The sequence below is a fragment of the Mycobacterium sp. NGS45 genome (assembly GCF_059812645.1).
Window position 1 is genome coordinate 33,150 of the sequence record NZ_JCALDB010000025.1, and the last position, 21,350, is coordinate 54,499.

Genomic DNA, 21,350 nt, shown 5'->3' on the forward strand with positions numbered 1-21,350 from the left:
CCTTGCGGTGGGTGCGGGTTCGGTGCAGCTGCTGAAGTGTGGTCAGCCGGCCGGGGCCAGCCACCGCTCGGGAATCTCGGTCTGCAGGGTGTCGTTCGGCGGGCCGGTGTAGGTGTCACCCCACAGTTCGGTCTGTTTGAACCGGACGATGTAGAACCACTCGGGTTTGGCGTCCTCGCGGTCCCAGGTCTCGTCTTCGGGGGCGGGGCTCTCGTAGGCCAGGTCCGCGATCACCCCGGCCGCGCCCCGCACGTATTCCGGTGTGCGGGTGTAGAACATCGCCGGCAGGTCCCGCACGATCACCGGATCGCCGACCGCGAACTTGGCCTGGCCGGCCTGACCGGCGAACACCTGTGGATCGCCGATGCCCTGGGCGCGGAGGTGGTGCTGGTTGCGCTCGACGCCGGAGCCGTCGCCCTCGAACTTGGGCTGGGCAGCCAGATGGGTTCCCGGCGGCACCTCGGCGTAGCGTTGCTGCACTTCGGCCAGCCGATCGGTCAGCTCACCCCAACTGATGTGTTTCTTCTCGATCAGCAGCCGGCCGACCGACCACAGCCAGCGGCTGTAGTAGGGCCAACCCAGGTAGATCGAGCGACCGATATCCACGTTCGCCAGCCGCCGGCGCTCTTCGGACACCCAGATGCCTTGCCAGCCAAGGACTTCGCAGAGCACGTAGGTCATCAGCTCCCAGTGCTCCTCCTCCTTGTTGGCATAGACCGCGGGCACGTCCAACTCCCCGCCGACATCGTGGGCGTTCTTCAGATAGGCCCAGAAGTGCTCGCTGCTGAGCTGGTCGGCGAACGGCCATTCCGGGTCTTCCGGAAATGTGCTGGCCAACCTGGAGTTCAGAGCGAGTCGTCGTAGTCGTTCATCGACTGGTGGCATCGAGTACTCCCCCGAGTGCGCCGCGCGCCGAAGGTCGCGGACTGTGTGGCGTCAGAATAACCAGACCGTGGGCTGTTTTCCTGGCAACCGGCACAGAATCCGAGTCACGCATCCGATCGGTCGGTGGCGGCTTCGGCTGAGCGTCTCGCACCTGGCCGCACCGCGACGGTAAGCAGATAGCTAAGCTAAGGGGCGTCCACGACCGCTATCGACATGCTGAGGTGCCCGATGACCTTCTTCAAGACAGCTCTGGCGGCCGTGGCAGTCGCTGGCACCATGGCCGGTGCCGCACTGGGCTTCGGCGCCGCGGTGGCCAGTGCCGATCCGGTGGCCCCGCCGAACGCGCCGCGCAAACCCACCGAGGTGTGGTTGGGCCAGCCCGTGGTGTGGGCCTGGCTGCCGGCCGGCGGCCATTGGGGCATCTGGATCAACGGTGACTTCCTGCCGCTGACCTGACCTGGCGCGCCCTCAGGCGTCCAGCCGGTCGTCGTGGGTCCAGGTGTAGCGCTGCTGCGGCGCGGCTTCGCTGCCCAGCATGAACGCGCGTTGATGCCGTCGAGGCCGCGCGATGGTGGTCAACCAGGTGGCCACGGTGCTGACCCGGTTGCGCAGCCCGGTCAGGAAGGCGATGTGGATGAAACCCCACCCCAGCCAGCCCGGCGCACCGGTCAACTTCACCGGACCAGCCTGCAACAGCGCGTGCCCGCGGCTGATGTAGGCCGCCGACCCGAGATCGCGATACCGGTAGGCCCGCCGCGGTTTGCCCTTCAGTTGCCGTTTGATGCAGCGGGCCACGTGCCAGCCGCCCTGCATGGCGTTCTCGGCCACCCCGGGTAGCCCGTCCCGGCCGACCAGGTCGCCGATCACGAACACCTCGGGATGTCCGGGCACCGACAGGTCGGCGTCGACCTGGATCCGGCCGCTGCGGTCGGTCTGCGCACCGAGTACCTCGGCGGCGTGCCGGGCGAACGGCACCGCCTCAACGCCGGCGGTCCACAGCACCGTGCGGGTCCGGTACTCCTCGTCGGGTCCGCCGTCCTTGGGGCTGACGGTCACGCCGTCGCGGCGCACATCGGTGACGTGCACACCGAGCCGGATCTGCACGCCGAGATGCTCGAGCACCTGGGTGGCGCGCCCGGACAGCTCCGGCGCGAAGCTCTTCAGGACCCGCTCGCCGCCGTCGAACAGCAGCACCCGGGCCTCCTCGGGCTCGATGCTGTGGAACTCGTTGGCCAACGTCAGGGTGGCGACCTCGCGGATCTGCCCGGCCAGTTCGACCCCGGTGGGGCCGCCACCGGCCACCGCGAACGTCAACCATTCGTCGCGTTCCGGTCCGGGCTCGAGGGTCTCGGCCATCTCGAACGCAGTGAACAGCCGCTGCCGGATGCTCAGCGCGTCGTCGAGGGTCTTCATCCCCGGTGCCCATTGCGCGAACTGCTCATTGCCCAGGTAGGACTGACGCATCCCGGCCGCGATCACCAGCACGTCATAGTGGACGGTGAACCGGGTTTCATCCGGACGCAGCGCGGTGACCTGCCGGTTGTCCGGGTCCAGTTCGATGGCTTCGCCCAGCAGTGTCTTGACGTTCGGGTAGCGGGCGAACTCTTCGCGCAGCGGCCGGCTGATCTGCCCGATGCTCAACGTCCCGGTCGCGCATTGGTAGAGCAGCGGTTGGAACAGGTGACCGGCGGTGCGGTCCAGCACGGTGACGTCCACGTCGGCGCGGCCCAACCGCCGGGCACAGAACAGGCCGCCGAATCCGCCACCGATGATCAACACTCGCAAACGATCACTAGCCATCACCCGACCCTAGTGCAGCCGACGTCTTGCCAACCGGCGCCCGAGTGGCATAAGAGAGGTGCATGAGTCTGGTCACCTACGAATGCTCCGGCCACGTCGCCACCATCACGCTCAATCGGCCCGAGGCGCGCAATGCCATCAACGGCGCCATGCGCACCGATTTGAACGCCGCCTGGGACCGGTTCCGCGACGACGAAGACGCCTGGGTTGGGATCTTGACCGCGAACGGTGAAGTGTATTGCGCCGGAGGCGATCTCAAAGACGGCGAGGGATCGGTCGGTAGCTTCGGTGGAACGTTCTGGGAGAAACCGACAATCAACAGCTTCGAATCCGGGATGGAGCTCTTCAAGCCCACCATCGCCGCCGTGCACGGGCCGTGCATCGGTTACGGGTTGACCGGAGTTCTGTTCTGCGACTTCGTGATCGCCAGCACCGAGGCGACATTTTCGTTTCCCGAGGTGCGGATCGGGGTGCCGACCATCGTCGGCGCGATCCGGCTGCCGCAACGGGTCGGCTGGGCCAACGCGATGGAACTGCTGTTGACCGGCAAGCCGATCAGTGCGCAGCGGGCCAAGGAGATCGGCCTGGTGTGGCGGCTGGTCGAACCCGACGAACTGCAAGACGCCGCCCGGCAATGGGCGCAGACGCTCACCGAGGCCGCGCCGCTGGCGCAGCGCGCCACCAAGGAGGTGGCCTGGCGGACCGCTGACATGGGCTGGGTGGAATCGGTGCGGTTCGGTGAGGTGATGCGCAAGGTGGCCGGCGCCACCGACGACGTCGGCGAAGGGCTGCGGGCCTGGCAGGACAAGCGCAAACCCGAATGGCGGGGCCGGTGAGCGGTTCGGCAGGATCGGCATCGTGACTGAACTGCGACCGACCATCCCCGACCTGCTCCAACGCGCTGTCGCAGAGTTCGGCTCCCGCGATTATCTGGTCACATCCGAAGGCCGGCTCAGCTACGCGCACGCCGATGCCGAGTCGGCGCGGCGAGCGCGCTGGCTGCTGAGCCGCGGGGTGGGCAAGGGCACCCGGGTCGGGTTGTTCTTTCCCAACGGCGTCGACTGGGCGCTGTGGTGGCTGGCGGCATCTCGGGTCGGTGCGGTAGTGGTGCCGTTGAGCACCATGTACCGGCCGGCCGAGATCGCCAAGGTGCTCCGGTTGGCCGACATCGCGGTGCTGATCGCGCCGCCGCGGGTGCTCGACGTCGACGTGGCCGCGGCGCTTGAGGCCGCGCTGCCCGAGTTGGGCGCCGGCCAGCAGGCTGATCGGTTGGCGCTGTCGGCTGCGCCGTACCTGCGCTCGGTGGTGTTCAGCACCGCGGTCGAACGCAGTTGGGCCAGCCGCTTCGACCCCGACGAGCCGGGTGTTCCGGACGCCGTGCTGGCCGCCGCGCAGGCCGAGGTCTTCCCTGCCGACCTGGCGATCATGGTGCACACGTCGGGTTCCACCGCCGACCCCAAGGGCGTCCTGCACACGCACGGCACGCTGGTGCGGCAGACCTCGACCTGGCCCGCGGCGATCCGCGCGGTCACCGGTTGCGACGGCCCGGCCATCATCTTGTGTGCCATGCCGTTCTTCTGGATCGGTGGCGTGCTGGCGGCCATGGGTGCGCTGCACGAGCCGATCACGTTGTTGGTGCTACCGAAGTTGGACGCCGGTACCGCTTTGGACCTGATCGAACGCGAGCGCGCCACCGGGGTGATCGGCTGGCCCGCGTTCACGCAGCGGCTACGCGAGCATCCCAGCTTCGCCGAGCGTGACCTGTCCAGTGTGCCCAGTCTGCGTAGCGGGCCGTTGGACATCGCGATGACCGATGTGCCCGACGGTTATCCGGTGCACCGCACCATGACCGAGACCGCCGGCGGCTTCGTGCACACCGAGCTCGCGATAGTCGACGACGGCGGCCGGCCGGTGCCCGACGGCACGGTGGGCGAGCTGCTGGTGCGGGGTATCGGTTCGATGGCCGGCTACAACAAGCGCGAGCGATCCGAGACCTTCGATGCCGATGGCTGGTATCACACCGGTGACCGGGTGTACCGGCGCGCCGGCGATCCGCGGCTGTTCTACGTGGGTCGCACCAGCGAGCTGATCAAAGCCGCCGGGGCGAACGTGTCGCCACTCGAGGTGGAGGCCGTCATCGAGCAGGTCGCTGCCGTCGCGCAGTGCGTGGTGGTGGGCGTCGAGCATCCCGACCGGGGCGAGGAGGTGTGCGCCGTGCTGGTGCCCGGGGCCGAGCCGGTGGACACCGGGGTGCTGCGGGCGCGGGTGGCCGAGCAGTTGTCGTCGTACAAGGTGCCGACCCGATGGGTGATCACCAGCAGTGACCGGATCCCGACCCTGCCCAGCGGCAAGTTGGATCGAAAGGGTTTGCGCGCGTTGGTGGTTGACGGTGCTTTCGACGGCGTTCGCTGACCATGCGCTCGATCAGGTGAGGGCACCGGCCAGGTATTCGGCGCGGCAGGCGCGCCGGGCCAGCTTGCCGCTGGTGGTGCGTGGGATCGCCCCGGCCGGCAGCAGCCGCAGATCAGCCACTTTGAGCCCGTGCCGGGCTGCGACCGCCGCACCCACGGCCTGGGCCACCTGTCCTGGATCTGCGCCCCGGGTGCCGGCCGCGCGTTCGGCGACGATCACCAGCTCACCGTCGGCGTCGGTGGTGGCGACCACGTAGCCGCGCCGGATCACCGCAGACGACTCGGCGACGGTGTCTTCCAGGTCATGCGGATAGTGCACGGCACCGTCGATCACCACCAGGTCGGCCAGCCGGCCGGTGACGTGCAGTTCACCGTCCAGGTACATCCCGACGTCGGTGCTGCGTAGCCAGCCGCTGTCCGCAGCGCCGTCGGCGTGGCTGCCGTCGGCCAGCCGGCGCGCCAGCGTGGCACCGAACACCTCGGCGGTTTCCGCCGGGCGATCCCAGTAGCCACGCCCGATGTTGTTGCCCTGCAACCAGATTTCACCGACCCGCGCGTCCGGTAGCTCCTCGCCGGTTTCCGGGTCGACGATCACCACCCACAGACTGCGGGCCACCTGACCGCAGGACACGCTGGGCAGCGCTTCGGGCGCATCGGCACCGCATTCGACGGCCCGGCCGCGGGTCAGTTCGGTGCGGTCCAAATAGGCCACCTCGGCCTGCTCCTCGGGCGCGATGGTCGACACGAACAGGGTTGCCTCGGCGATCCCGTAGGACGGTTTCATCGCGGTCGCGGGCAGACCGTGGGGCGCGAACGCCTCGTTCATGGCCGCGATCGCGTACGGACTGACCGGCTCGGAACCGATGATCAGCACCGCCGTGCTCAGGTCGATGTCCTCGCCCGGATCGGGTCGACCGCGCGCCGCGGCCCACTCGTAGGCGAAGTTGGGTGCGGCCGTGACCACCCGGCCGATCCGGCACCCGTCGGACAGCGCACGGATCCAGCGCTGCGGGCGGCGGATGAAGGCGGCCGGCGACATCAAGGTGGAATGTCCGCCGTAGACCGCCGGGAAGCCGATCATCGACAGTCCCATGTCGTGGTAGAGCGGCAGCCAGCTGACGCCGTGCGTGGTGCGGTCCAGCAGGTCGATCGACAAGATCATCTGCAGCAGGTTGGTGCCGACCGCCAGGTGCGTGAGCTCCACTCCGACCGGCGGCCGGGTCGCCCCCGAGGTGTACTGCAGATGGCAGACGTCATGCACGTCGAGGTGCACGTCGGTGAACGTTGCACCGGCCGAATCCGGGATGTCGTCGAGCACCAAGAGTTCCGGTGTCAGCTGCTCGGGCAGGGTGGCCAGGAATGCGCGCACTTCCTCGACCGCTGCCGAGGTGGTCAGCACCACCGACGGTCGCGCGTCGCGCAGTGCGACGTCCAAACGTTCGGCGTGCCCGGGCAGTTCGGGTGCGAACAGCGGCACCGCGATGGCACCGGCCTTGATGGCGCCGAAGAACCCGGCGATGTAGTCCAGACCTTGCGGCGCCAGAATCGCCACCCGATCGCCACGGTCGGCGTGCTGCTGCACCCGAGCCGCGATGGCGTGCAGCCGCGCCCCGAGCTGCGCCCAGGTCAGCTCGTGCACGATCGGGTCCTCGCCGCGGGAGAAGTCCAGGAACCGGTAAGCGATGGTGTCGCCGACATTGGCGACGTTGCGGTCGATCAGCGAAATCAGCGTGGTCCCGGGCGGCAGTACCACGCCGCCGTCGTCGTCCAGGCAGTCCTCGATGCGCAACAGCCCCGGCGGGGCCTGATACCTATCCTCGGATCCGGACATGACCACGAGTCTAAGTGCCGGTTCGTCGAGGTCCAGATCGCAACGGGTCCGGCCGCGAGGACTTAGGTCACCAATGTGGCTGCGCCGCTGGCTCAGTCGCGTTCGCGCAGTTTGTAGGACGACGGCCAGGACAGCCGGGACTCGTCGCCGACCAGCGGGATACCCTTGGCACCGACGGTCACGTCGACGACTTCCCAACCGGGTCCGGCCTCCCGCAGCGCGTGCTCGCGGGCCAGGTAGTAGAGCTCGTCGATGGCGGCCTCACTGTAGGCCACGAACGTGGTCTTGCGAACCACGTCGTTGGGTAGCTTCATCCGGTCCGGCAGGATCCGGGACACCAGCGCCCCGATACCCAGCAGCGCGAACGGGATGACCCAGTAGCAGACGAACGACAGCGGCGTCTTGGTGTCCAGGATAGTGGCCTCGCCATACACGATCGGCGGGATGGCCGAAGAGATCGTCATACCCGCGAACAGCGCGACCCAGATCCAGGTCAGCCGGGTCGTGATGGCGGCGAACAGGTCGGATTCGATGACCTCGGGCGGCTGACTGACTTCGGCGAACTCCCGCACGAACGGTCTGCCGGCCGCCGCGCCGACCAGCGTGACCAGGAAGATGCCCAGGTTGCTCAGCGGCTGGATCCACTGCTCCATGAAGGTCTGGCTGACCGTGAAGGTCAGGACGGCGAGCGCCCCGAAGGTGGCGATGCCGCCGATCTGCAGGGTGCGTCCCGGTGCGTCCTTGAGTCGGCCCAACGCGAATGCGCCGAGCGCGATCGCCAGTGCGATCAGTACCGCCGTACCAAACGGCACATTGCCGACCAGGATCCAGTAGACGATCCACGGCGCGAATCCGAAGAAGATGCCCATGGACGGTCAGTGTATTGGTCGCCGTTTCAAGCTCACTCGATGAAGCGCCCCAAATAGGGCGTCATGTTGGAAGTCCGCACCTGTGAAACCGTGACGGCCGGGGTGGTGGCTTCCAGCATCATGCCGTTGCCCAGGAACAGTGCGACGCTCTGGTCACCGTTGGGTCCGTAGAAGATCAAGTCGCCGGGCAGGGCCATCGCCGGCGCCACCTTGCGGGCCGCCGCATACTGCTGGCCCGAGGAACGCGGCAGCTTCAACCCGACGCCGGCAAAGGCGTACACGATCAACCCGGAGGCGTCGAAGCCGACGACGTCGGCGCTGGGGTCCACCGCGGGCACCGGGGCCACCGCAGGGTTCGGTGTGACGGCCGCATCCGGGGTCAGCGCCGGCGCGGTCACGCTCTGGCCGGGCGCGAGCGGACCGGTCTGGGCCAGACCCAGGCCGGGCACCAAATCCGACGGGGCGACCGGTTCCGGGGTCACCGCGCGGCGCACACCCTTGCTGGGTCCGTTGGCGTCGCCGCCGCCGTAGGTGTACGGCACACCGCGCTGCGACATCGCGCGGGCGATGACGTAGTCGATGGCTTGCTGGTTGCGCGTCGGCAGCGCGGGGTACGCGACCGCCGGGGCGACGGGCAGGACAACGGCCAGCACGAGACCGGCCACCAGCACGGTGTAGAGGCGCTTCATCGTCTACGTCCACTCTCTCGGCCCCGGTTGCGTCGGGCCGTCCGCCATGGCGGCACACGCCGCCCATTCGGTTGTACCTGCGTGCGGCGGGCATGCCCAATCACAAGGCGGCTCAAGGCCAATGAGTTGTCAGAACGTGACCAGTCGGTGACCGGGCGGGGCCTGAAAGCACTCGAGGGTGGGTATGCGCGGAGTCGCGCGTACCCACCCTCGAGGACAGAAGTCGCCGGTGCTCAGCCGGCCAGCGCCGCCAAGGCGGCGTCGTAGTCCGGTTCCTGGGCGATCTCGGGTACCAACTCGGTGTAGGCGACGTTGCCGTCGGCGCCGATCACCACGACCGCGCGGCCCAGCAGACCGGCCATCGGGCCGTCGGCCAGGGCGATGCCGTAGTCCTCACCGAAGCTGCTGCGGAACGCCGAACCGCTCACCACGTTCTCGATGTTCTCGGCGCCGCAGAACCGCTTCTGGGCGAACGGCAGATCCTTGGAGACGCACACGACGGTGGCGCCGCCGGCCGCGGCGCGCTCGTTGAAGGTCCGGACGCTGGTCGCGCACACCGGGGTGTCGACCGACGGAAAGATGTTCAGCAGAACCGGCTTACCGCTGAACTGGCTGCTCTCGACGGAGCCGAGGTCGGTGCCGGTCAGGGTGAACGACGGCGCCGGCGAACCGACGGCGGGCAATTCGCCCACGGTGTTGATCTGATTTCCGCGCAAGGTTATCTGTGCCATGGACCCCATCCTGCCAACTCGGGCAACCGCTCGGTGGCCCAGGGGTGGAAACCGGTGCGGAAGTCGGCGGGGATCGGCGGGCAGCACGCCGGGTCGGGCCGAATACGCCCGGCCGGGCCGGTGCACGACTTAGTGTAGGGCATGACCACCATCGATGCGGATGACAAGGCACTGGCCTCGTCCGACCAGGCGTTCAGCGCCGACGTCGAGGCCACCCAGAAGTACTTCGACAGTCCCCGATTCGAGGGCATCACCCGGCTCTACTCGGCCCGCCAGGTCGCCGAGCAGCGCGGCACCATTCCCGCCGACTACACCGTGGCGCGGGTAGCAGCCGAAGAGTTCTACCCGCACCTACGTGCGCTGTTCGCCGCCAAGAAGAGCATCACCACCTTCGGGCCGTACTCCCCCGGCCAGGCCGTGGCGATGAAGCGGATCGGTATCGAAGGCATCTATCTCGGCGGCTGGGCCACCTCGGCCAAGGGCTCGATCAGCGAGGATCCCGGACCCGACCTGGCCAGCTACCCGCTGTCCCAGGTGCCCGACGAAGCCGCCGGACTGGTCCGCGCCCTGCTCACCGCCGACCGCAACCAGCAGTACCTGCGGCTGCAGATGACCCCCGAACAACGCGCCACCAGCCCGGTGATCGACTACCGGCCGTTCATCATCGCCGACGCCGACACCGGCCACGGCGGAGATCCGCACGTCCGCAACCTGATCCGGCGGTTCGTCGAAGCCGGCGTGCCGGGCTACCACATCGAGGACCAGCGTCCCGGCACCAAGAAATGCGGCCATCAGGGCGGCAAGGTGCTGGTGCCCTCCGATGAGCAGATCAAACGCCTCAACACCGCGCGGTTCCAACTCGACATCATGCGGGTGCCGGGCATCATCGTGGCGCGCACCGACGCCGAGGCGGCCAACCTGATCGACAGCCGCGGCGACGAGCGGGACCAACCGTTCCTGCTCGGCGCCACCAACCTGCGGGTACCGCCGTACAAGGCCTGCTATCTGGCGATGGTCCGGCGCTTCCACGAGTCCGGCCTGACCGACCTGCGCGGTCACCTGCTCTACGCGCTGCCCGAAGGCGAGTACCAGGCCGGCACGGCCTGGTTGGAACGCCACAACCTGCTGGAGGTGATCGACGAGGCCGCCGCAACCTGGCAGCAAGACCCCACCAGTTCGGTCGACGAGTTGTTCGACGCCGTGGAGTCGAAGTTCGTCGACGCCTGGCAGGACGACGCCGGGCTGAACACCTACGGCGATGCGGTGGCCGAGCTGCTGGAGTTCCGCACCCAGGAAGGTGAGTCGCCGGCCATGAGCGCTGCCGAGTGGCGCGCGTTCGCCGGCCGCGCGTCGCTGTACGCGGCCCGGGAGAAGGCCCGCGAGTTGGGCGCCGACACCGCCTGGGACGCCGAGCGCGCCCGCACGCCAGAGGGTTATTACCAAGTGCGGGGCGGGATTCCGTATGCCATCGCCAAGTCGCTGGCCGCCGCACCGTTCGCCGACATTCTGTGGATGGAGACCAAGACCGCAGATCTGGCCGACGCCAAGGAGTTCGCCGACGCCGTGCACGCGGTGTACCCGGATCAGATGCTCGCCTACAACCTCTCGCCGTCGTTCAACTGGGACACCACCGGTATGACCGACGAGGAAATGCGGGCCTTCCCCGAGGAACTGGCCAAGATGGGGTTCGTCTTCAACTTCATCACCTACGGCGGTCACCAGGTCGACGGGGTGGCCTCCGAGGAGTTCGCCACCGCGCTCAAACAGGACGGCATGCTGGCGCTGGCGCGGCTGCAACGCAAGATGCGGTTGGTCGAATCCCCTTACCGCACACCGCAAACGCTGGTGGGTGGGCCGCGCAGCGATGCCGCGTTGGCGGCGTCGTCGGGACGCACCGCCACCACCAAGGCGATGGGCAAGGGCTCCACCCAGCATCAGCATCTGGTGCAGACCGAGGTGCCCAAGAAGCTGCTCGAAGAGTGGTTGGCGTTGTGGAGCGAGCACTACCAGCTCGGCGAGACGCTGCGGGTGCAACTCCGGCCCCGGCGGGCCGGCTCCGACGTGCTTGACCTCGGCATCTACGGCGACGGCGAGGAACCGCTGGCCAATGCCGTCGTCGACCCGATCAAGGACCGGCACGGCCGCAACATCTTGACCGTGCGCGACCAGAACACGTTCGCCGAGAAGATGCGCAAGAAGCGCCTGATGGACGTGATCCACCTGTGGCTGATCCACCGGTTCAAACCCGAGATCGTGTACTACGTGACGCCGACCGAGGACAACATCTACCAAACCGAGAAGATGAAGTCGCACGGCATCTTCAGCAACGTCTATCAGGAGGTCGGCGAAATCATCGTCGCCGACGTCAACCAGGCCCGCATCGACGAGCTGCTGGCACCGGACCGGGAGGCGTTGGGCCGGCTGATCCGCAAGGAGGACTGACCCAGCACCTCGAGCTAGACCAGCGCAGAACGTAACCGGTTGCGCCAGAGCTCGATTCGCTGCGGGTCGGTGATCGCATACCGTGCGATCAGGTCCGGGTCCGGCGCCGGCGGCATGGGTGAGACCGGCAGGTACCCGTCGACCGGAAGCAACGCACGCGATGCGCTCACCACGTCGCCACCGAGCAGCCGCGGCCCCAGCACGGTTACCGCGAACGGCAGTTGGGGCAGCGCCCCGGCCAGTGCCAGCGCGCCGGCCGCCCCGACGCTGGTCGCCGGACCGGACGCCGGCACGCACGGCAGCCCGAGCGTCTCGGCGATCCGCAGGGCACGACGCACGCCGCCCAGCGGCGCGCAGTGCAACACCGCGATGTCGGCGGCCTCGCCCAGCTGCACTGCCGACGGCTCGGCGGCGCCACGCAGCGACTGATCGACCGCGATCGGCACGTCGATCCGGCGGCGCAACTCGGCCAACTCGCCCAGCTCGGCACACGGCTGCTCGACGTACTCGAGGTCGCCGGCGGCGCGGCGCAGTGCCGCGATGGCGGTGACTGCGACATCCAGGTTCCATCGACCGTTGGCGTCGATCCGGATGGCACCGGCGGCGCCGAGCGCGTCGCGCACCGCTTCGATGCGGGCGACGTCCTCGGCGAGGGAATCCGGGTGCGCGCCGACGACGACGTCGGCGCTGCGGCAGCCGGAGGCGGCGACCAGCGCGTGGGCGCGGTGCGGGTCGGTCGGCGGAACCGGCACCGCAACCGGAACCCGGCCCCGCACCGGATCGGGCCAGCCGACCGTGCCGGGCTCGGTGGCCGCGGTGACCCAACGCGCCAGTGCGGCGGAATCGAATTCGCCAATTGGGCTGAATTCGCCCCAACCCTGCGGGCCTTCGACCAGAATGCCTTCAAGCGGCCGGCCCACCTCGCCGGCCGGAATGCCGAACACGGGGGCAGCGTCGAAATCGAACAGCGTCTGCACGGCTCGACGCTAGCCGACCCGGACACCGCGGCTGGGAAAACCACCCGACACCTCACGAACCATCTCTTGACTGATTCCAGAAAAGGGGGTAGGCATGTGTCATGCCCTCGGACTCGGATCTAGTGGGGCGACTGCGTGGCGCGGACCTACGCGTTACCCGGCCCCGAATCGCGGTGCTGCACGCCGTGCACCATCTGCCGCACGCAGATACCGAATCACTGTTCGGCGCCGTGCGGAACGAACTGCCGGACGTCTCCCGGCAGACCGTCTACGACGTCCTCAACGCACTGACCGCGGTCGGCTTGGTGCGCCGGATCCAACCTTCGGGTTCGGTGGCGCGCTACGAGGCCCGGGTCGGCGACAACCACCACCACATCGTGTGCCGCGCCTGCGGACAGATCGCCGATGTGGACTGCGCCGTCGGCGACACGCCCTGTCTGACTGCAGCCGACGACCTCGGCTACACCATCGACGAAGCCGAGGTCATCTATTGGGGCTGGTGCCCGCAATGCGCGGCCGCCCAGGTTTGACGACCACGACCGTGGTCGCAGCCCAATTCACCACTCCCGAAAGGAAATGCAGTGCCTGAGGCAACTGAAACCCCACCGATCGGCGAGGCTCAGACCGAGCCGGCAGCAGAGAAGACCACTGGTTGTCCGGTGATCCGGCGTCCGGTCGAGGGCGGCAGCAACCGTGACTGGTGGCCCGAGGCGGTGAATCTGAAGATCCTGCAGAAGAATCCGCCCGCCATCGACCCCAACGACCCGGATTTCGACTACCGGGAAGCCGTGCAGACCCTCGACTTCGCCCAGTTCGAGCGCGATTTCGACGAGCTGATGACCACCGCGCAAGACTGGTGGCCGGCCGACTTCGGCCATTACGGCCCGTTGTTCGTCCGGATGTCCTGGCATGCGGCCGGGACCTACCGGGTGCAGGACGGCCGCGGCGGCGGTGGTCGAGGCCAGCAGCGTTTCGCGCCGACCAACAGCTGGCCGGACAACGTCGGTCTGGACAATGCCCGCCGACTGCTGTGGCCGCTGAAGAAGAAGTACGGCAAGAAGGTGTCCTGGTCAGACCTGATCGTCTACGCCGGCAACCGTGCGCAGGAGCAGATGGGCTTCAAGTCCGCGGGCTTCTCGTTCGGCCGGCCGGATTACTGGGAGCCCGAGGAGGACATCTACTGGGGTGCGGAGGCCGAGTGGCTGGGCACCCGCGAGCGTTACGCCGATTCCGACGGTGACCGACGCCGGCTGGAGAATCCGCTGGCCGCCTCCACCATGGGTCTGATCTACGTCAACCCGGAAGGCCCCGAGGGCAATCCGGATCCGCTGGCCGCGGCCATCGACATCCGGGAAACCTTCGGCCGGATGGCTATGAACGACGTCGAGACCGCCGCCCTGATCTGCGGCGGCCACACCTTCGGCAAGACCCACGGCAACGGCGACGCCGACGCGCTCGGACCGGAACCCGAAGCCGCCCCGCTGGAGACCATGGGTCTGGGTTGGCGCAACCCGCACGACACCGGCAACCCCAACGACAAGGTGGCCAGCGGGCTGGAGGTGACCTGGACGCACACCCCGACCAAGTGGGACAACAGCTTCCTGGAAATCCTCTACAGCAACGAGTGGGAGCTGTTCAAGAGCCCCGCCGGTGCCAACCAGTGGCGGCCCAAGGACAACGGCTGGGCCAACTCGGTGCCGACCGCGGACCTCAAGGGCCGCACCCACCCGTCGATGCTGACCACCGACCTGTCGATGCGGTTCGATCCGATCTACGGCGAGATCACCCGCCGTTGGCTGGACAATCCGGAGGAGCTGCGCGAGGAGTACGCCAAGGCCTGGTTCAAGCTGCTGCACCGCGACCTGGGTCCGGTCAGCCGCTACCTCGGGCCGCACGTGCCCAAGGAGACCTGGCTGTGGCAGGACATCGTTCCGGCCGGCAAGCCGCTGTCCGACGCCGACGTCGCAACCTTGAAGGGTGCCATCGCCGGCTCGGATCTGACGGTGCCGCAACTGGTTTCGACCGCATGGAAGGCCGCGGCATCGTTCCGCGGCACGGACATGCGCGGCGGGGCCAACGGCGGCCGGATCCGGCTGCAACCACAGCTGGGCTGGGAGTCCAACGAGCCCGACGAGCTGGCCCAGGTGATCCGCAAGCTCGAGGAGATCCAGGCAGCGGTCGGCATCGACGTGTCGTTTGCCGACCTGGTGGTGCTGGCCGGCAACGTCGGCGTCGAGAAGGCAGCCAAGGCAGCCGGACACGACATCGAGGTGCCGTTCAGCTCGGGCCGCGGCGATGCCACCCAGGAGCAGACCGACGTCGAGTCGTTCTCCTACCTGGAGCTGCGGGCCGACGGCTTCCGCAACTACCTCGGCAAGGGACTCGAAGTTCCGGCCGAGTACCAGCTCATCGACCGGGCCAACACGCTGAACCTGTCGGCGCCGGAGATGACGGTCCTGGTGGGTGGTTTGCGGGCGCTGGACGCCAACTACGGCGGCAGCAAGCTCGGGGTGCTCACCGACCGGCCCGGGCAGTTGACGAACGACTACTTCGTCAACCTCACCGATATGGGTATCAAGTGGGAGCCGTCCTCGGCCGATGACGGCACCTACGTCGGCAAGGATCTGCTCAGCGGTGAGCAGAAGTTCACTGCCAGCCGGGTCGACCTGCTGTTCGGTTCGAACTCGCAACTGCGGGCGCTGACCGAGTTCTACGCCGAGGACGATTCCACCGACAAGTTCGTCAAGGACTTCGTCGCGGCCTGGGTCAAGGTGATGGACGCCGACCGGTTCGACCTCGACCAAAAGTAAGAAAGCTGGAACCGGAAACCCCCGCAAACCTGCTGGTTTGCGGGGGTTTTTGGGTTCTAGGGCGCGGCCGGGGGCATTCTTACCGAAGTATCAGACCTCGCACCCAGGTGCCTTAAGAAGCGTGGATAGCTTCGACATCAAGGCCAGAGCAGCACCCCACCTACGGAAATGAGGCTGTCATGACCACGATGAACGCACCGACTTCTGCACATGTCGTCCAGCGCTATGGCGATCCCGTCGTGGTTTGCGGCAATGCCCGCATTCGAGCCTATTCCCGTCGACTGGCCACCGTGGTGACGGTGACCGGCAGCATCGACGACGACAACGTCTACGAGGTGCGGGACCGGATCCGTCGATTCGTGTTGGCGGAGAAGCACTTCGTGCTGGATCTGGCCGGCGTGGATGCCATGTCACTGGCCGGAACCCTGCTGCTCGACGCGATCGATCACGACTGCGCCGCCGAAGACGTGACCTGGGTGCTGGTGTCCAGCCCGGCCGTCGAGGTCGTCTTGGACGACGACGTCGACTGCACCATCGCCGGATCGGTGCCCGAAGCCCTGGCGCATTTCGCCGACATCGAAACCTGGCGTCGTCGCGCCCTGCTGCCATTGCTGACCAAATCCGCCTAGTGTCAATGCGGTGGCGATACCGCACGAAACCGATCCGACGACCTCTGCCGGGTTACTGGCCAGCCGGGATCCGCTGACCGGCCCCGCCCTGGTGCTGTTGATCGAGGATGATCGCGAAGACGCGATCATCGTCGAAGAACTGATCGTCGACGGGATGCCCGGAACCGCGGTGCGCTGGAAACCGTCGCTGGCCGAGGCCGAACACGAACTGCGCCAGATGCGGCCGGACTGCGTGTTGTTGGACATGAATTTGCCCGACGCCGAGGGGCTGGCCGCGCTGGAACGCATCGCCGGTGCCGATGTCACGCTGCCGATTGTGGTGTTGACCGGGTTGGTCGACGAGCACTTCGGGATCGCCGCGGTGGCCTGCGGCGCCCAGGACTATCTGGTCAAGGGCCGGGTCGAACCGGACATGCTGCGTCGCTCCGTGCTGTATGCCATCGAGCGCAAGCGGGCCGAGACCGCCGCGGTGGACCTGCAGGCCCGGGCCCGCGAGATTGCGCGGTTGGAACGCGGGCTGCTGCCTTCTCCCCTGCTGATGGACGACCCGGGCGTCGACATCGTCGCGCGATATCGACCGAGCCGGGAGAACGCCCTGCTCGGCGGTGACTTCTACGACTTTGTGCAGACCCCGGACCGCACCGTGCACGTGATGATCGGCGACGTCGCCGGGCACGGACCCGACGAAGCCGCGCTCGGTGTCGCGCTGCGCATCGCCTGGCGGGCGTTGACGTTCGCCGGTCTGCGGGGCACCGACCGGATGCGTGAACTGCATCGCATCATGCAGGTGGAACGTGCCGGCACCGGGATCTTCGCCACCGTGCTGAGCCTGGCGATCCCGCCCACCGGACTCGCGATCGCCGCGGTGCGCGCCGGCCATCCCGGCATGCTGTTGCACATCGACGGCAAGGTGCAGTGGGTGCAGCCGCCGGGAGCGCCGGCCCTCGGGCTGCACGGCGGTGACTGGCCCACCGATCACGTCGATGTTCCGCTCGGCGCGGGTCTGGTGCTGGTCACCGACGGGCTGTTCGAGGGCCACGCCGGCCCGGGCAACGAACGCCTGGGCGAAGAGGGGCTGTTGGAGCTGGCGCAATCGTTGGCGCACCTGCCGGGAGCGACGTTCGTCGACGCGTTGATCAACGGTGTCGAGGAACTCGCCGCACCGTACGGCGGCATCAACGACGACATCGCGGTGATCCGAGTGGAGCGGACCAGGGTGTGAGGCGCCTCCCGCAGCTGAGCGTGCAGGGCTGGTTGCTCGTGGTGCTCTCGGTGATGGGCTTGCTGGTGGCACTCGGCAGTGTGGCCGCGGCCATCCAGTTGCATCGCACCGACACCGTCTCCTCGGACCTGGCCAACAACATCCAGCCCGCGCGGGTGGCGGCCTATCAGCTGCAGGCCGCGATCCGTGACCAGGAGACCGCGGTGCGCGGCTATCTGATCAGCGCCGATCCTCGGTTCTTGGCGCCGTATGCCAGTGGGCAGGCCGCCGAACTGGAAGCCGCCGCGGCGTTGCGCGAGCGGGTCGGCGACCGACCGGATCTGGTCGGCGACCTGGAAACCATCGAGCAGGCGGCAGCGGCGTGGCGCACCGAATACGCCGCACCCCAGATCGCCACCGTGACACCGGGCTTCCCCGAACTGGTCACCACGCAGAGCTCCCAGCGCGGCCGGGCCCAATTCGACGAACTCCGGCTGCTGTTCGAGATCCAGAACGAGCATCTGATGCAGGCCCGCGAAACCAGGTTGGACCAGCTGGCCGATGCCCAGGCTTGGCGCAACGGCGTGCTGATCGGTCTGCTCGGTGCGTTCGCGGTCACCGCCGTGCTGCTCGCGATCCTGATGCGCCGTGCGGTCACCCGTCCGCTGGAGGCGCTGGCGGAGTCCTGCCGGCGGATCACCGCGGGCAATTTCGGCCAGCACATCGTGGTGGCCGGACCCACCGACATCCGCGCCATCGCGGCCGACGTCGACGACATGCGCCAACGCATCGCCGATGAACTCGACGCCGCGCGCGAGGCGCGCGAGCAGGTGGCCGGGCAGGCCCGCGAACTCGACGCGCAGGCCACCGAGTTGCGCCGCTCCAACGCCGAACTCGAGCAGTTCGCCTACGTCGCCTCGCATGACCTGCAGGAGCCGCTGCGCAAGGTGGCGTCGTTTTGCCAGTTGCTGGAACGTCGGTACGGCGTCGGCGAGCCGCTCGACGAGCGGGGACTCGAGTACCTGGGCTACGCCGTCGACGGCGCCAAGCGCATGCAGGTGCTGATCGACGATCTGTTGACGCTGTCCCGGGTGGGCCGGATGGGGACCAAACATGTTCCGGTCGCGCTGGACCGGGCGGTGGGCGCGGCGCTCGGCAATCTTGCCGTCGCGATCGACGAGACCGAAGCCGAGATCGTCGTACCCGAATTGCCGGTGGTGCGCGGTGACCCGACGCTGTTGACCATGTTGTGGCAGAACCTGATCGGCAATGCGTTGAAGTTCCATCGGCCGGGCAACCCGCCGCGGATCGAGATCAGCGCGGCATCCGCCGACGAGACGCACTGGGCGTTCGACGTCACCGACCGCGGCATCGGGATCGCCGACGAGAACCGGGACAAGGTGTTCGTGATCTTCCAGCGGCTGCACGGCAGGGTCGAGTACGAAGGCACCGGAATCGGTCTGGCACTGTGTAAGAAGATCGTCGCGCACCACGGCGGTGCGATCTGGATAGACCCCGAGTACTCGGAGGGAACCCGCTTCCGATTCACGCTGCCCAAGACCGCGCCGCAAACGACTGCCTGAACCGTCCGGTGACCGGGCCGCGACCGATGGTGGCGCGCCGCCCGCACCGCAAGCCAGCCAGATACCAGTCAAGGAGGCCGAAGCGTGACGCACATCCTGGTCATAGCATTGGCCCTGGCGGCCGCGCTGTGTATGGGCGTCGGCATCGTGGTGCGCCAGCTGGCCACCCGCGACGTTCCGCCGGACCAGGGCATGAGCCCGGCCATCGTGACCACGTTGCTGCGCCAGCCGCTGTGGTGGGCCGGCACCGCGACCGCCGTGCTCGGTTACGGCTTCCAGGCCCTGGCGTTGGCGCGCGGGTCGTTGATCGTGGTGCAACCGCTGCTGGTGTCCTCGCTGCTGTTCGCGTTGCCGCTGTCGGCGCGGATCGCCGGGCAGCGGGTGACCCGCGCCGAATGGGCCTGGGCCGCGCTGCTGACCTGCGGGCTGGCTGCGTTCGTCCTGGTGGCTCATCCCAAGGAGGGTTTGACCACACCGTCGATGCAGACCTGGCTGCTGGTCGCGGTGGTGTGCGGGGCGCTGGTGCTGCTCAGCATCACCGGTGCGGCCCGCACCAACGGCAATCGGCGCGCCATGCTGTTGGCGGTGGCCGTCGGCATCATGTTCGGTCTGATCGCGGTGCTGACCAAGATGTGCACGCACCACTTCGGCGCCGGCGGCTGGTCGGCGCTGCTGACCAGCCCGGCGTTGTACGTCCTGGCCGCGGTGGGTGTGTTCGCAACCGTGGTGCAGCAGTCGGCGTTTCATGCCGGCGCGCTGCAGACCTCGGTGCCGGCCATGTTGGTGCTGGAACCGATGGTGGCGGTCGCGCTGGGCGCGTTGGTGCTCGGTGAGCAGTTGGTGCTCGGCATGCCCTCGGTTCTGGTGTTGCCGATCGCGGTGGCCGCGATGACCGCCGCCACCATCGCACTGGGCCGCGAATCCGGCGCCATCGAGGAGCAACTCGCGACCGGGGCAGTGGCCCAACACACCGACTCCGCCCACTAGGGTGATGCGCCATGGGAACTGTCCGGTCGGTGAATGTTGCCACCGCACGGGCCAATCCGGATGCCCGCGGCGCGTCGTCGCTGACCGGGATCGACAAGGTACCCACCACGGCAGCCGTCGCGGTGCGCGCCCCCGGCCCGTTGCGCACCGGGCTGGGCAGCGGCCTGGTCGGCGACTTCGTGGGCGATCGCCGCTCGCACGGCGGTGACGACCAGGCGGTCTACGCGTATGCCCGCGAGGATCTCGACTACTGGGAAGCCCGGTTGCAGCGGCCGCTGGCCGACGGCAACTTCGGCGAGAACCTGACCACCGTCGGCGTCGAGGTGACCGACGCGGTGATCGGCGAGCGCTGGCGGGTCGGCGCGGGCGGACTGCTGTTGCAGGTTTCCGCACCCCGTATCCCGTGCCGAACCTTCGTCGAGTTCCTCGGCATCAAGGGCTGGCTCAAGACCTTCACCGCGGCCGCCATGCCCGGCGCCTACCTGCGGGTGCTGACCCCTGGCGAGGTGGCCGCCGGCGACCGGATCGAGGTGCTGGACCGGCCCGAGCACGGCGTCACCGTCGGTGTGGTGTTCCGCGCGGTCACCGCCGAGCCCGAACTGTTGCCGCTGCTGCCCGACGTGGAAGCGCTGTCGGCGGAGAAACGCGAATTCGCCCGCCGCCGAGTCGCGACCCGCTGACGGTGCGGTGAGCTGGTCCGCCGTCGTCGTCGGGCATCCTCTACCCTGCCAACGTGATCCTGCTGTTGCCACCGTCGGAAACCAAACATGCCGGCGGTGACGGACCGCCGCTGAAGCTCGAGACCTTGAGCGTGCCGCAGCTCAACGGGCTGCGCGCCGAACTGGTCGACGAACTGGTGGAGCTGGCCACCGACGCGCCGGCCACCCGCCGCGCGCTGGGCCTGTCGGCCGGCCAAGACGGCGAGATCCAGCGGAACCTGACGCTCTGGGAGGCGGCCACCATGCCGGCTATCGAGCGCTACACCGGCGTGCTCTACGACGCGTTGGACATCCGATCACTCAGTGCGGCAACGGCTTCCCGTGCACGCACCCGGCTGTACGTCGGGTCGGCGCTGTTCGGCCTGCTGGCCGCCGGCGATCAGATCCCGGCGTATCGGCTGTCGGCCGGCTCCAAGCTGCCCGGCCGCCCCACGCTGGCCGCGCGCTGGCGTCCGGTGCTCGAACCGGCGCTGGCCGAACTGGCCGAACGCGAGCTGGTGGTGGATCTGCGCTCGGGCTCCTACGCCGGGCTGGGCCGGCTGCCCGGTGCGGTCGGCGTCGAGGTGCTCGCCGAGCGCGCCGACGGGCAGCGCAAGGTGGTCAGTCACTTCAACAAGGCGCACAAGGGTCGGCTGGCCCGGGTGCTGGCTGCCAGCCGCGCCGAACCCGACGACGCCGCCAAGGTGGCCGCCGTCGCGCGGCGTGCCGGCATGACCGTGGAACGCGAGGGCAACGACCTGACCGTCGTCATCCCGGCGTGATTTCGGTGCGTTTGGGGGCGCTGAG

At 68.3% G+C, this 21,350-nt stretch carries 19 protein-coding genes; 12 read left to right on the top strand and 7 right to left on the bottom strand.

Features of this window, described 5'->3' with window-relative positions; genetic code table 11:
- Positions 1-42 precede the first annotated feature (42 nt).
- A complete protein-coding gene (locus AC5Y3P_RS19550; protein ID WP_500047589.1) occupies positions 43-885 on the bottom strand; it encodes an SH3-like domain-containing protein in 843 nt (280 codons plus the stop codon).
- Positions 886-1,113: 228 nt separating this feature from the next.
- On the opposite strand from AC5Y3P_RS19550, the gene AC5Y3P_RS19555 reads away from it, so the two are divergent.
- Entirely contained in the window at positions 1,114-1,341 is a 228-nt protein-coding gene (locus AC5Y3P_RS19555; RefSeq protein ID WP_500047590.1) for a hypothetical protein, read from the top strand.
- Positions 1,342-1,353: 12 nt separating this feature from the next.
- Here the strand turns inward: AC5Y3P_RS19555 and AC5Y3P_RS19560 are convergent, their stop codons facing one another.
- A complete protein-coding gene (locus AC5Y3P_RS19560; RefSeq protein ID WP_500047591.1) occupies positions 1,354-2,685 on the bottom strand; it encodes an NAD(P)/FAD-dependent oxidoreductase in 1,332 nt (443 codons plus the stop codon).
- A gap of 62 nt (positions 2,686-2,747) precedes the next feature.
- Here AC5Y3P_RS19560 and AC5Y3P_RS19565 point away from each other — a divergent pair, with 62 nt between their 5' ends.
- The gene (locus tag AC5Y3P_RS19565) at positions 2,748-3,521 is read left to right on the top strand and encodes an enoyl-CoA hydratase/isomerase family protein (protein ID WP_500047592.1); all 774 of its coding nucleotides are present in this window, start codon (positions 2,748-2,750) and stop codon (positions 3,519-3,521) included.
- A 22-nt stretch (positions 3,522-3,543) separates the two neighbouring features.
- Complete coding sequence (locus tag AC5Y3P_RS19570) at positions 3,544-5,097, top strand: class I adenylate-forming enzyme family protein (RefSeq protein WP_500047593.1); 1,554 nt, start codon at positions 3,544-3,546, stop codon at positions 5,095-5,097.
- 12 nt (positions 5,098-5,109) lie between these two features.
- Here the strand turns inward: AC5Y3P_RS19570 and AC5Y3P_RS19575 are convergent, their stop codons facing one another.
- The 4 genes from AC5Y3P_RS19575 to tpx form a co-directional block, all read right to left on the bottom strand.
- Positions 5,110-6,927, bottom strand: a complete 1,818-nt coding sequence (locus AC5Y3P_RS19575) for a fatty acyl-AMP ligase (RefSeq protein WP_500047594.1) — start codon at positions 6,925-6,927, stop codon at positions 5,110-5,112.
- Positions 6,928-7,019: 92 nt separating this feature from the next.
- Positions 7,020-7,796: a hypothetical protein gene (locus AC5Y3P_RS19580; protein WP_500047595.1), complete on the bottom strand. Its 777-nt coding sequence runs from the start codon at positions 7,794-7,796 to the stop codon at positions 7,020-7,022.
- A gap of 32 nt (positions 7,797-7,828) precedes the next feature.
- Positions 7,829-8,485 carry an NlpC/P60 family peptidoglycan-binding protein RipD gene (gene ripD, locus AC5Y3P_RS19585; RefSeq protein ID WP_500047597.1) on the bottom strand — a complete coding sequence of 219 codons (657 nt, stop codon included), beginning with the start codon at positions 8,483-8,485 and terminating at the stop codon, positions 7,829-7,831.
- Between the two features lie 233 nt (positions 8,486-8,718).
- Positions 8,719-9,216: a thiol peroxidase gene (gene tpx, locus AC5Y3P_RS19590; protein WP_500047598.1), complete on the bottom strand. Its 498-nt coding sequence runs from the start codon at positions 9,214-9,216 to the stop codon at positions 8,719-8,721.
- A gap of 141 nt (positions 9,217-9,357) precedes the next feature.
- On the opposite strand from tpx, the gene aceA reads away from it, so the two are divergent.
- The gene (aceA, locus tag AC5Y3P_RS19595; RefSeq protein ID WP_500047599.1) at positions 9,358-11,658 is read left to right on the top strand and encodes an isocitrate lyase ICL2; all 2,301 of its coding nucleotides are present in this window, start codon (positions 9,358-9,360) and stop codon (positions 11,656-11,658) included.
- Between the two features lie 14 nt (positions 11,659-11,672).
- On the opposite strand, the gene AC5Y3P_RS19600 is transcribed toward aceA, so the two are convergent.
- A complete protein-coding gene (locus AC5Y3P_RS19600) occupies positions 11,673-12,635 on the bottom strand; it encodes an o-succinylbenzoate synthase (protein WP_500047600.1) in 963 nt (320 codons plus the stop codon).
- Between the two features lie 101 nt (positions 12,636-12,736).
- On the opposite strand from AC5Y3P_RS19600, the gene AC5Y3P_RS19605 reads away from it, so the two are divergent.
- The 8 genes from AC5Y3P_RS19605 to yaaA all read left to right on the top strand — a co-directional run bounded on the left by AC5Y3P_RS19605 (position 12,737) and on the right by yaaA (position 21,325).
- On the top strand, positions 12,737-13,165 hold the full coding sequence (locus tag AC5Y3P_RS19605) for a Fur family transcriptional regulator (protein ID WP_500047601.1): 429 nt from the start codon (positions 12,737-12,739) through the stop codon (positions 13,163-13,165).
- A 51-nt stretch (positions 13,166-13,216) separates the two neighbouring features.
- Positions 13,217-15,445, top strand: coding sequence for a catalase/peroxidase HPI (gene katG / locus AC5Y3P_RS19610; RefSeq protein ID WP_500047602.1), 2,229 nt, complete (start codon positions 13,217-13,219; stop codon positions 15,443-15,445).
- A gap of 179 nt (positions 15,446-15,624) precedes the next feature.
- Positions 15,625-16,074: an STAS domain-containing protein gene (locus tag AC5Y3P_RS19615; RefSeq protein WP_500047603.1), complete on the top strand. Its 450-nt coding sequence runs from the start codon at positions 15,625-15,627 to the stop codon at positions 16,072-16,074.
- 10 nt (positions 16,075-16,084) lie between these two features.
- On the top strand, positions 16,085-17,296 hold the full coding sequence (locus AC5Y3P_RS19620) for a PP2C family protein-serine/threonine phosphatase (RefSeq protein WP_500047604.1): 1,212 nt from the start codon (positions 16,085-16,087) through the stop codon (positions 17,294-17,296).
- A gap of 53 nt (positions 17,297-17,349) precedes the next feature.
- On the top strand, positions 17,350-18,858 hold the full coding sequence (locus AC5Y3P_RS19625; protein WP_500047621.1) for a sensor histidine kinase: 1,509 nt from the start codon (positions 17,350-17,352) through the stop codon (positions 18,856-18,858).
- A gap of 84 nt (positions 18,859-18,942) precedes the next feature.
- The gene (locus AC5Y3P_RS19630; RefSeq protein WP_500047605.1) at positions 18,943-19,845 is read left to right on the top strand and encodes a DMT family transporter; all 903 of its coding nucleotides are present in this window, start codon (positions 18,943-18,945) and stop codon (positions 19,843-19,845) included.
- Between the two features lie 11 nt (positions 19,846-19,856).
- Complete coding sequence (locus tag AC5Y3P_RS19635) at positions 19,857-20,525, top strand: MOSC domain-containing protein (protein ID WP_500047606.1); 669 nt, start codon at positions 19,857-19,859, stop codon at positions 20,523-20,525.
- Positions 20,526-20,578: 53 nt separating this feature from the next.
- A complete protein-coding gene (yaaA, locus tag AC5Y3P_RS19640; protein WP_500047607.1) occupies positions 20,579-21,325 on the top strand; it encodes a peroxide stress protein YaaA in 747 nt (248 codons plus the stop codon).
- Positions 21,326-21,350: the final 25 nt, after the last annotated feature.

What these genes read in the sequence shown, in the direction of transcription:
- aceA (WP_500047599.1), top strand. Translation starts at nt 9,358, where the DNA reads ATGACCACCATCGATGCGGATGACAAGGCACTGGCCTCGTCCGACCAG.
- AC5Y3P_RS19625 (WP_500047621.1), top strand. Translation starts at nt 17,350, where the DNA reads ATGGGCTTGCTGGTGGCACTCGGCAGTGTGGCCGCGGCCATCCAGTTG.
- AC5Y3P_RS19615 (WP_500047603.1), top strand. Translation starts at nt 15,625, where the DNA reads ATGACCACGATGAACGCACCGACTTCTGCACATGTCGTCCAGCGCTAT.
- AC5Y3P_RS19565 (WP_500047592.1), top strand. Translation starts at nt 2,748, where the DNA reads ATGAGTCTGGTCACCTACGAATGCTCCGGCCACGTCGCCACCATCACG.
- AC5Y3P_RS19575 (WP_500047594.1), bottom strand. Translation starts at nt 6,927, where the DNA reads ATGTCCGGATCCGAGGATAGGTATCAGGCCCCGCCGGGGCTGTTGCGC.
- AC5Y3P_RS19580 (WP_500047595.1), bottom strand. Translation starts at nt 7,796, where the DNA reads ATGGGCATCTTCTTCGGATTCGCGCCGTGGATCGTCTACTGGATCCTG.
- AC5Y3P_RS19550 (WP_500047589.1), bottom strand. Translation starts at nt 885, where the DNA reads ATGCCACCAGTCGATGAACGACTACGACGACTCGCTCTGAACTCCAGG.
- ripD (WP_500047597.1), bottom strand. Translation starts at nt 8,485, where the DNA reads ATGAAGCGCCTCTACACCGTGCTGGTGGCCGGTCTCGTGCTGGCCGTT.
- AC5Y3P_RS19560 (WP_500047591.1), bottom strand. Translation starts at nt 2,685, where the DNA reads ATGGCTAGTGATCGTTTGCGAGTGTTGATCATCGGTGGCGGATTCGGC.
- AC5Y3P_RS19635 (WP_500047606.1), top strand. Translation starts at nt 19,857, where the DNA reads ATGGGAACTGTCCGGTCGGTGAATGTTGCCACCGCACGGGCCAATCCG.
- AC5Y3P_RS19555 (WP_500047590.1), top strand. Translation starts at nt 1,114, where the DNA reads ATGACCTTCTTCAAGACAGCTCTGGCGGCCGTGGCAGTCGCTGGCACC.
- AC5Y3P_RS19605 (WP_500047601.1), top strand. Translation starts at nt 12,737, where the DNA reads ATGCCCTCGGACTCGGATCTAGTGGGGCGACTGCGTGGCGCGGACCTA.
- tpx (WP_500047598.1), bottom strand. Translation starts at nt 9,216, where the DNA reads ATGGCACAGATAACCTTGCGCGGAAATCAGATCAACACCGTGGGCGAA.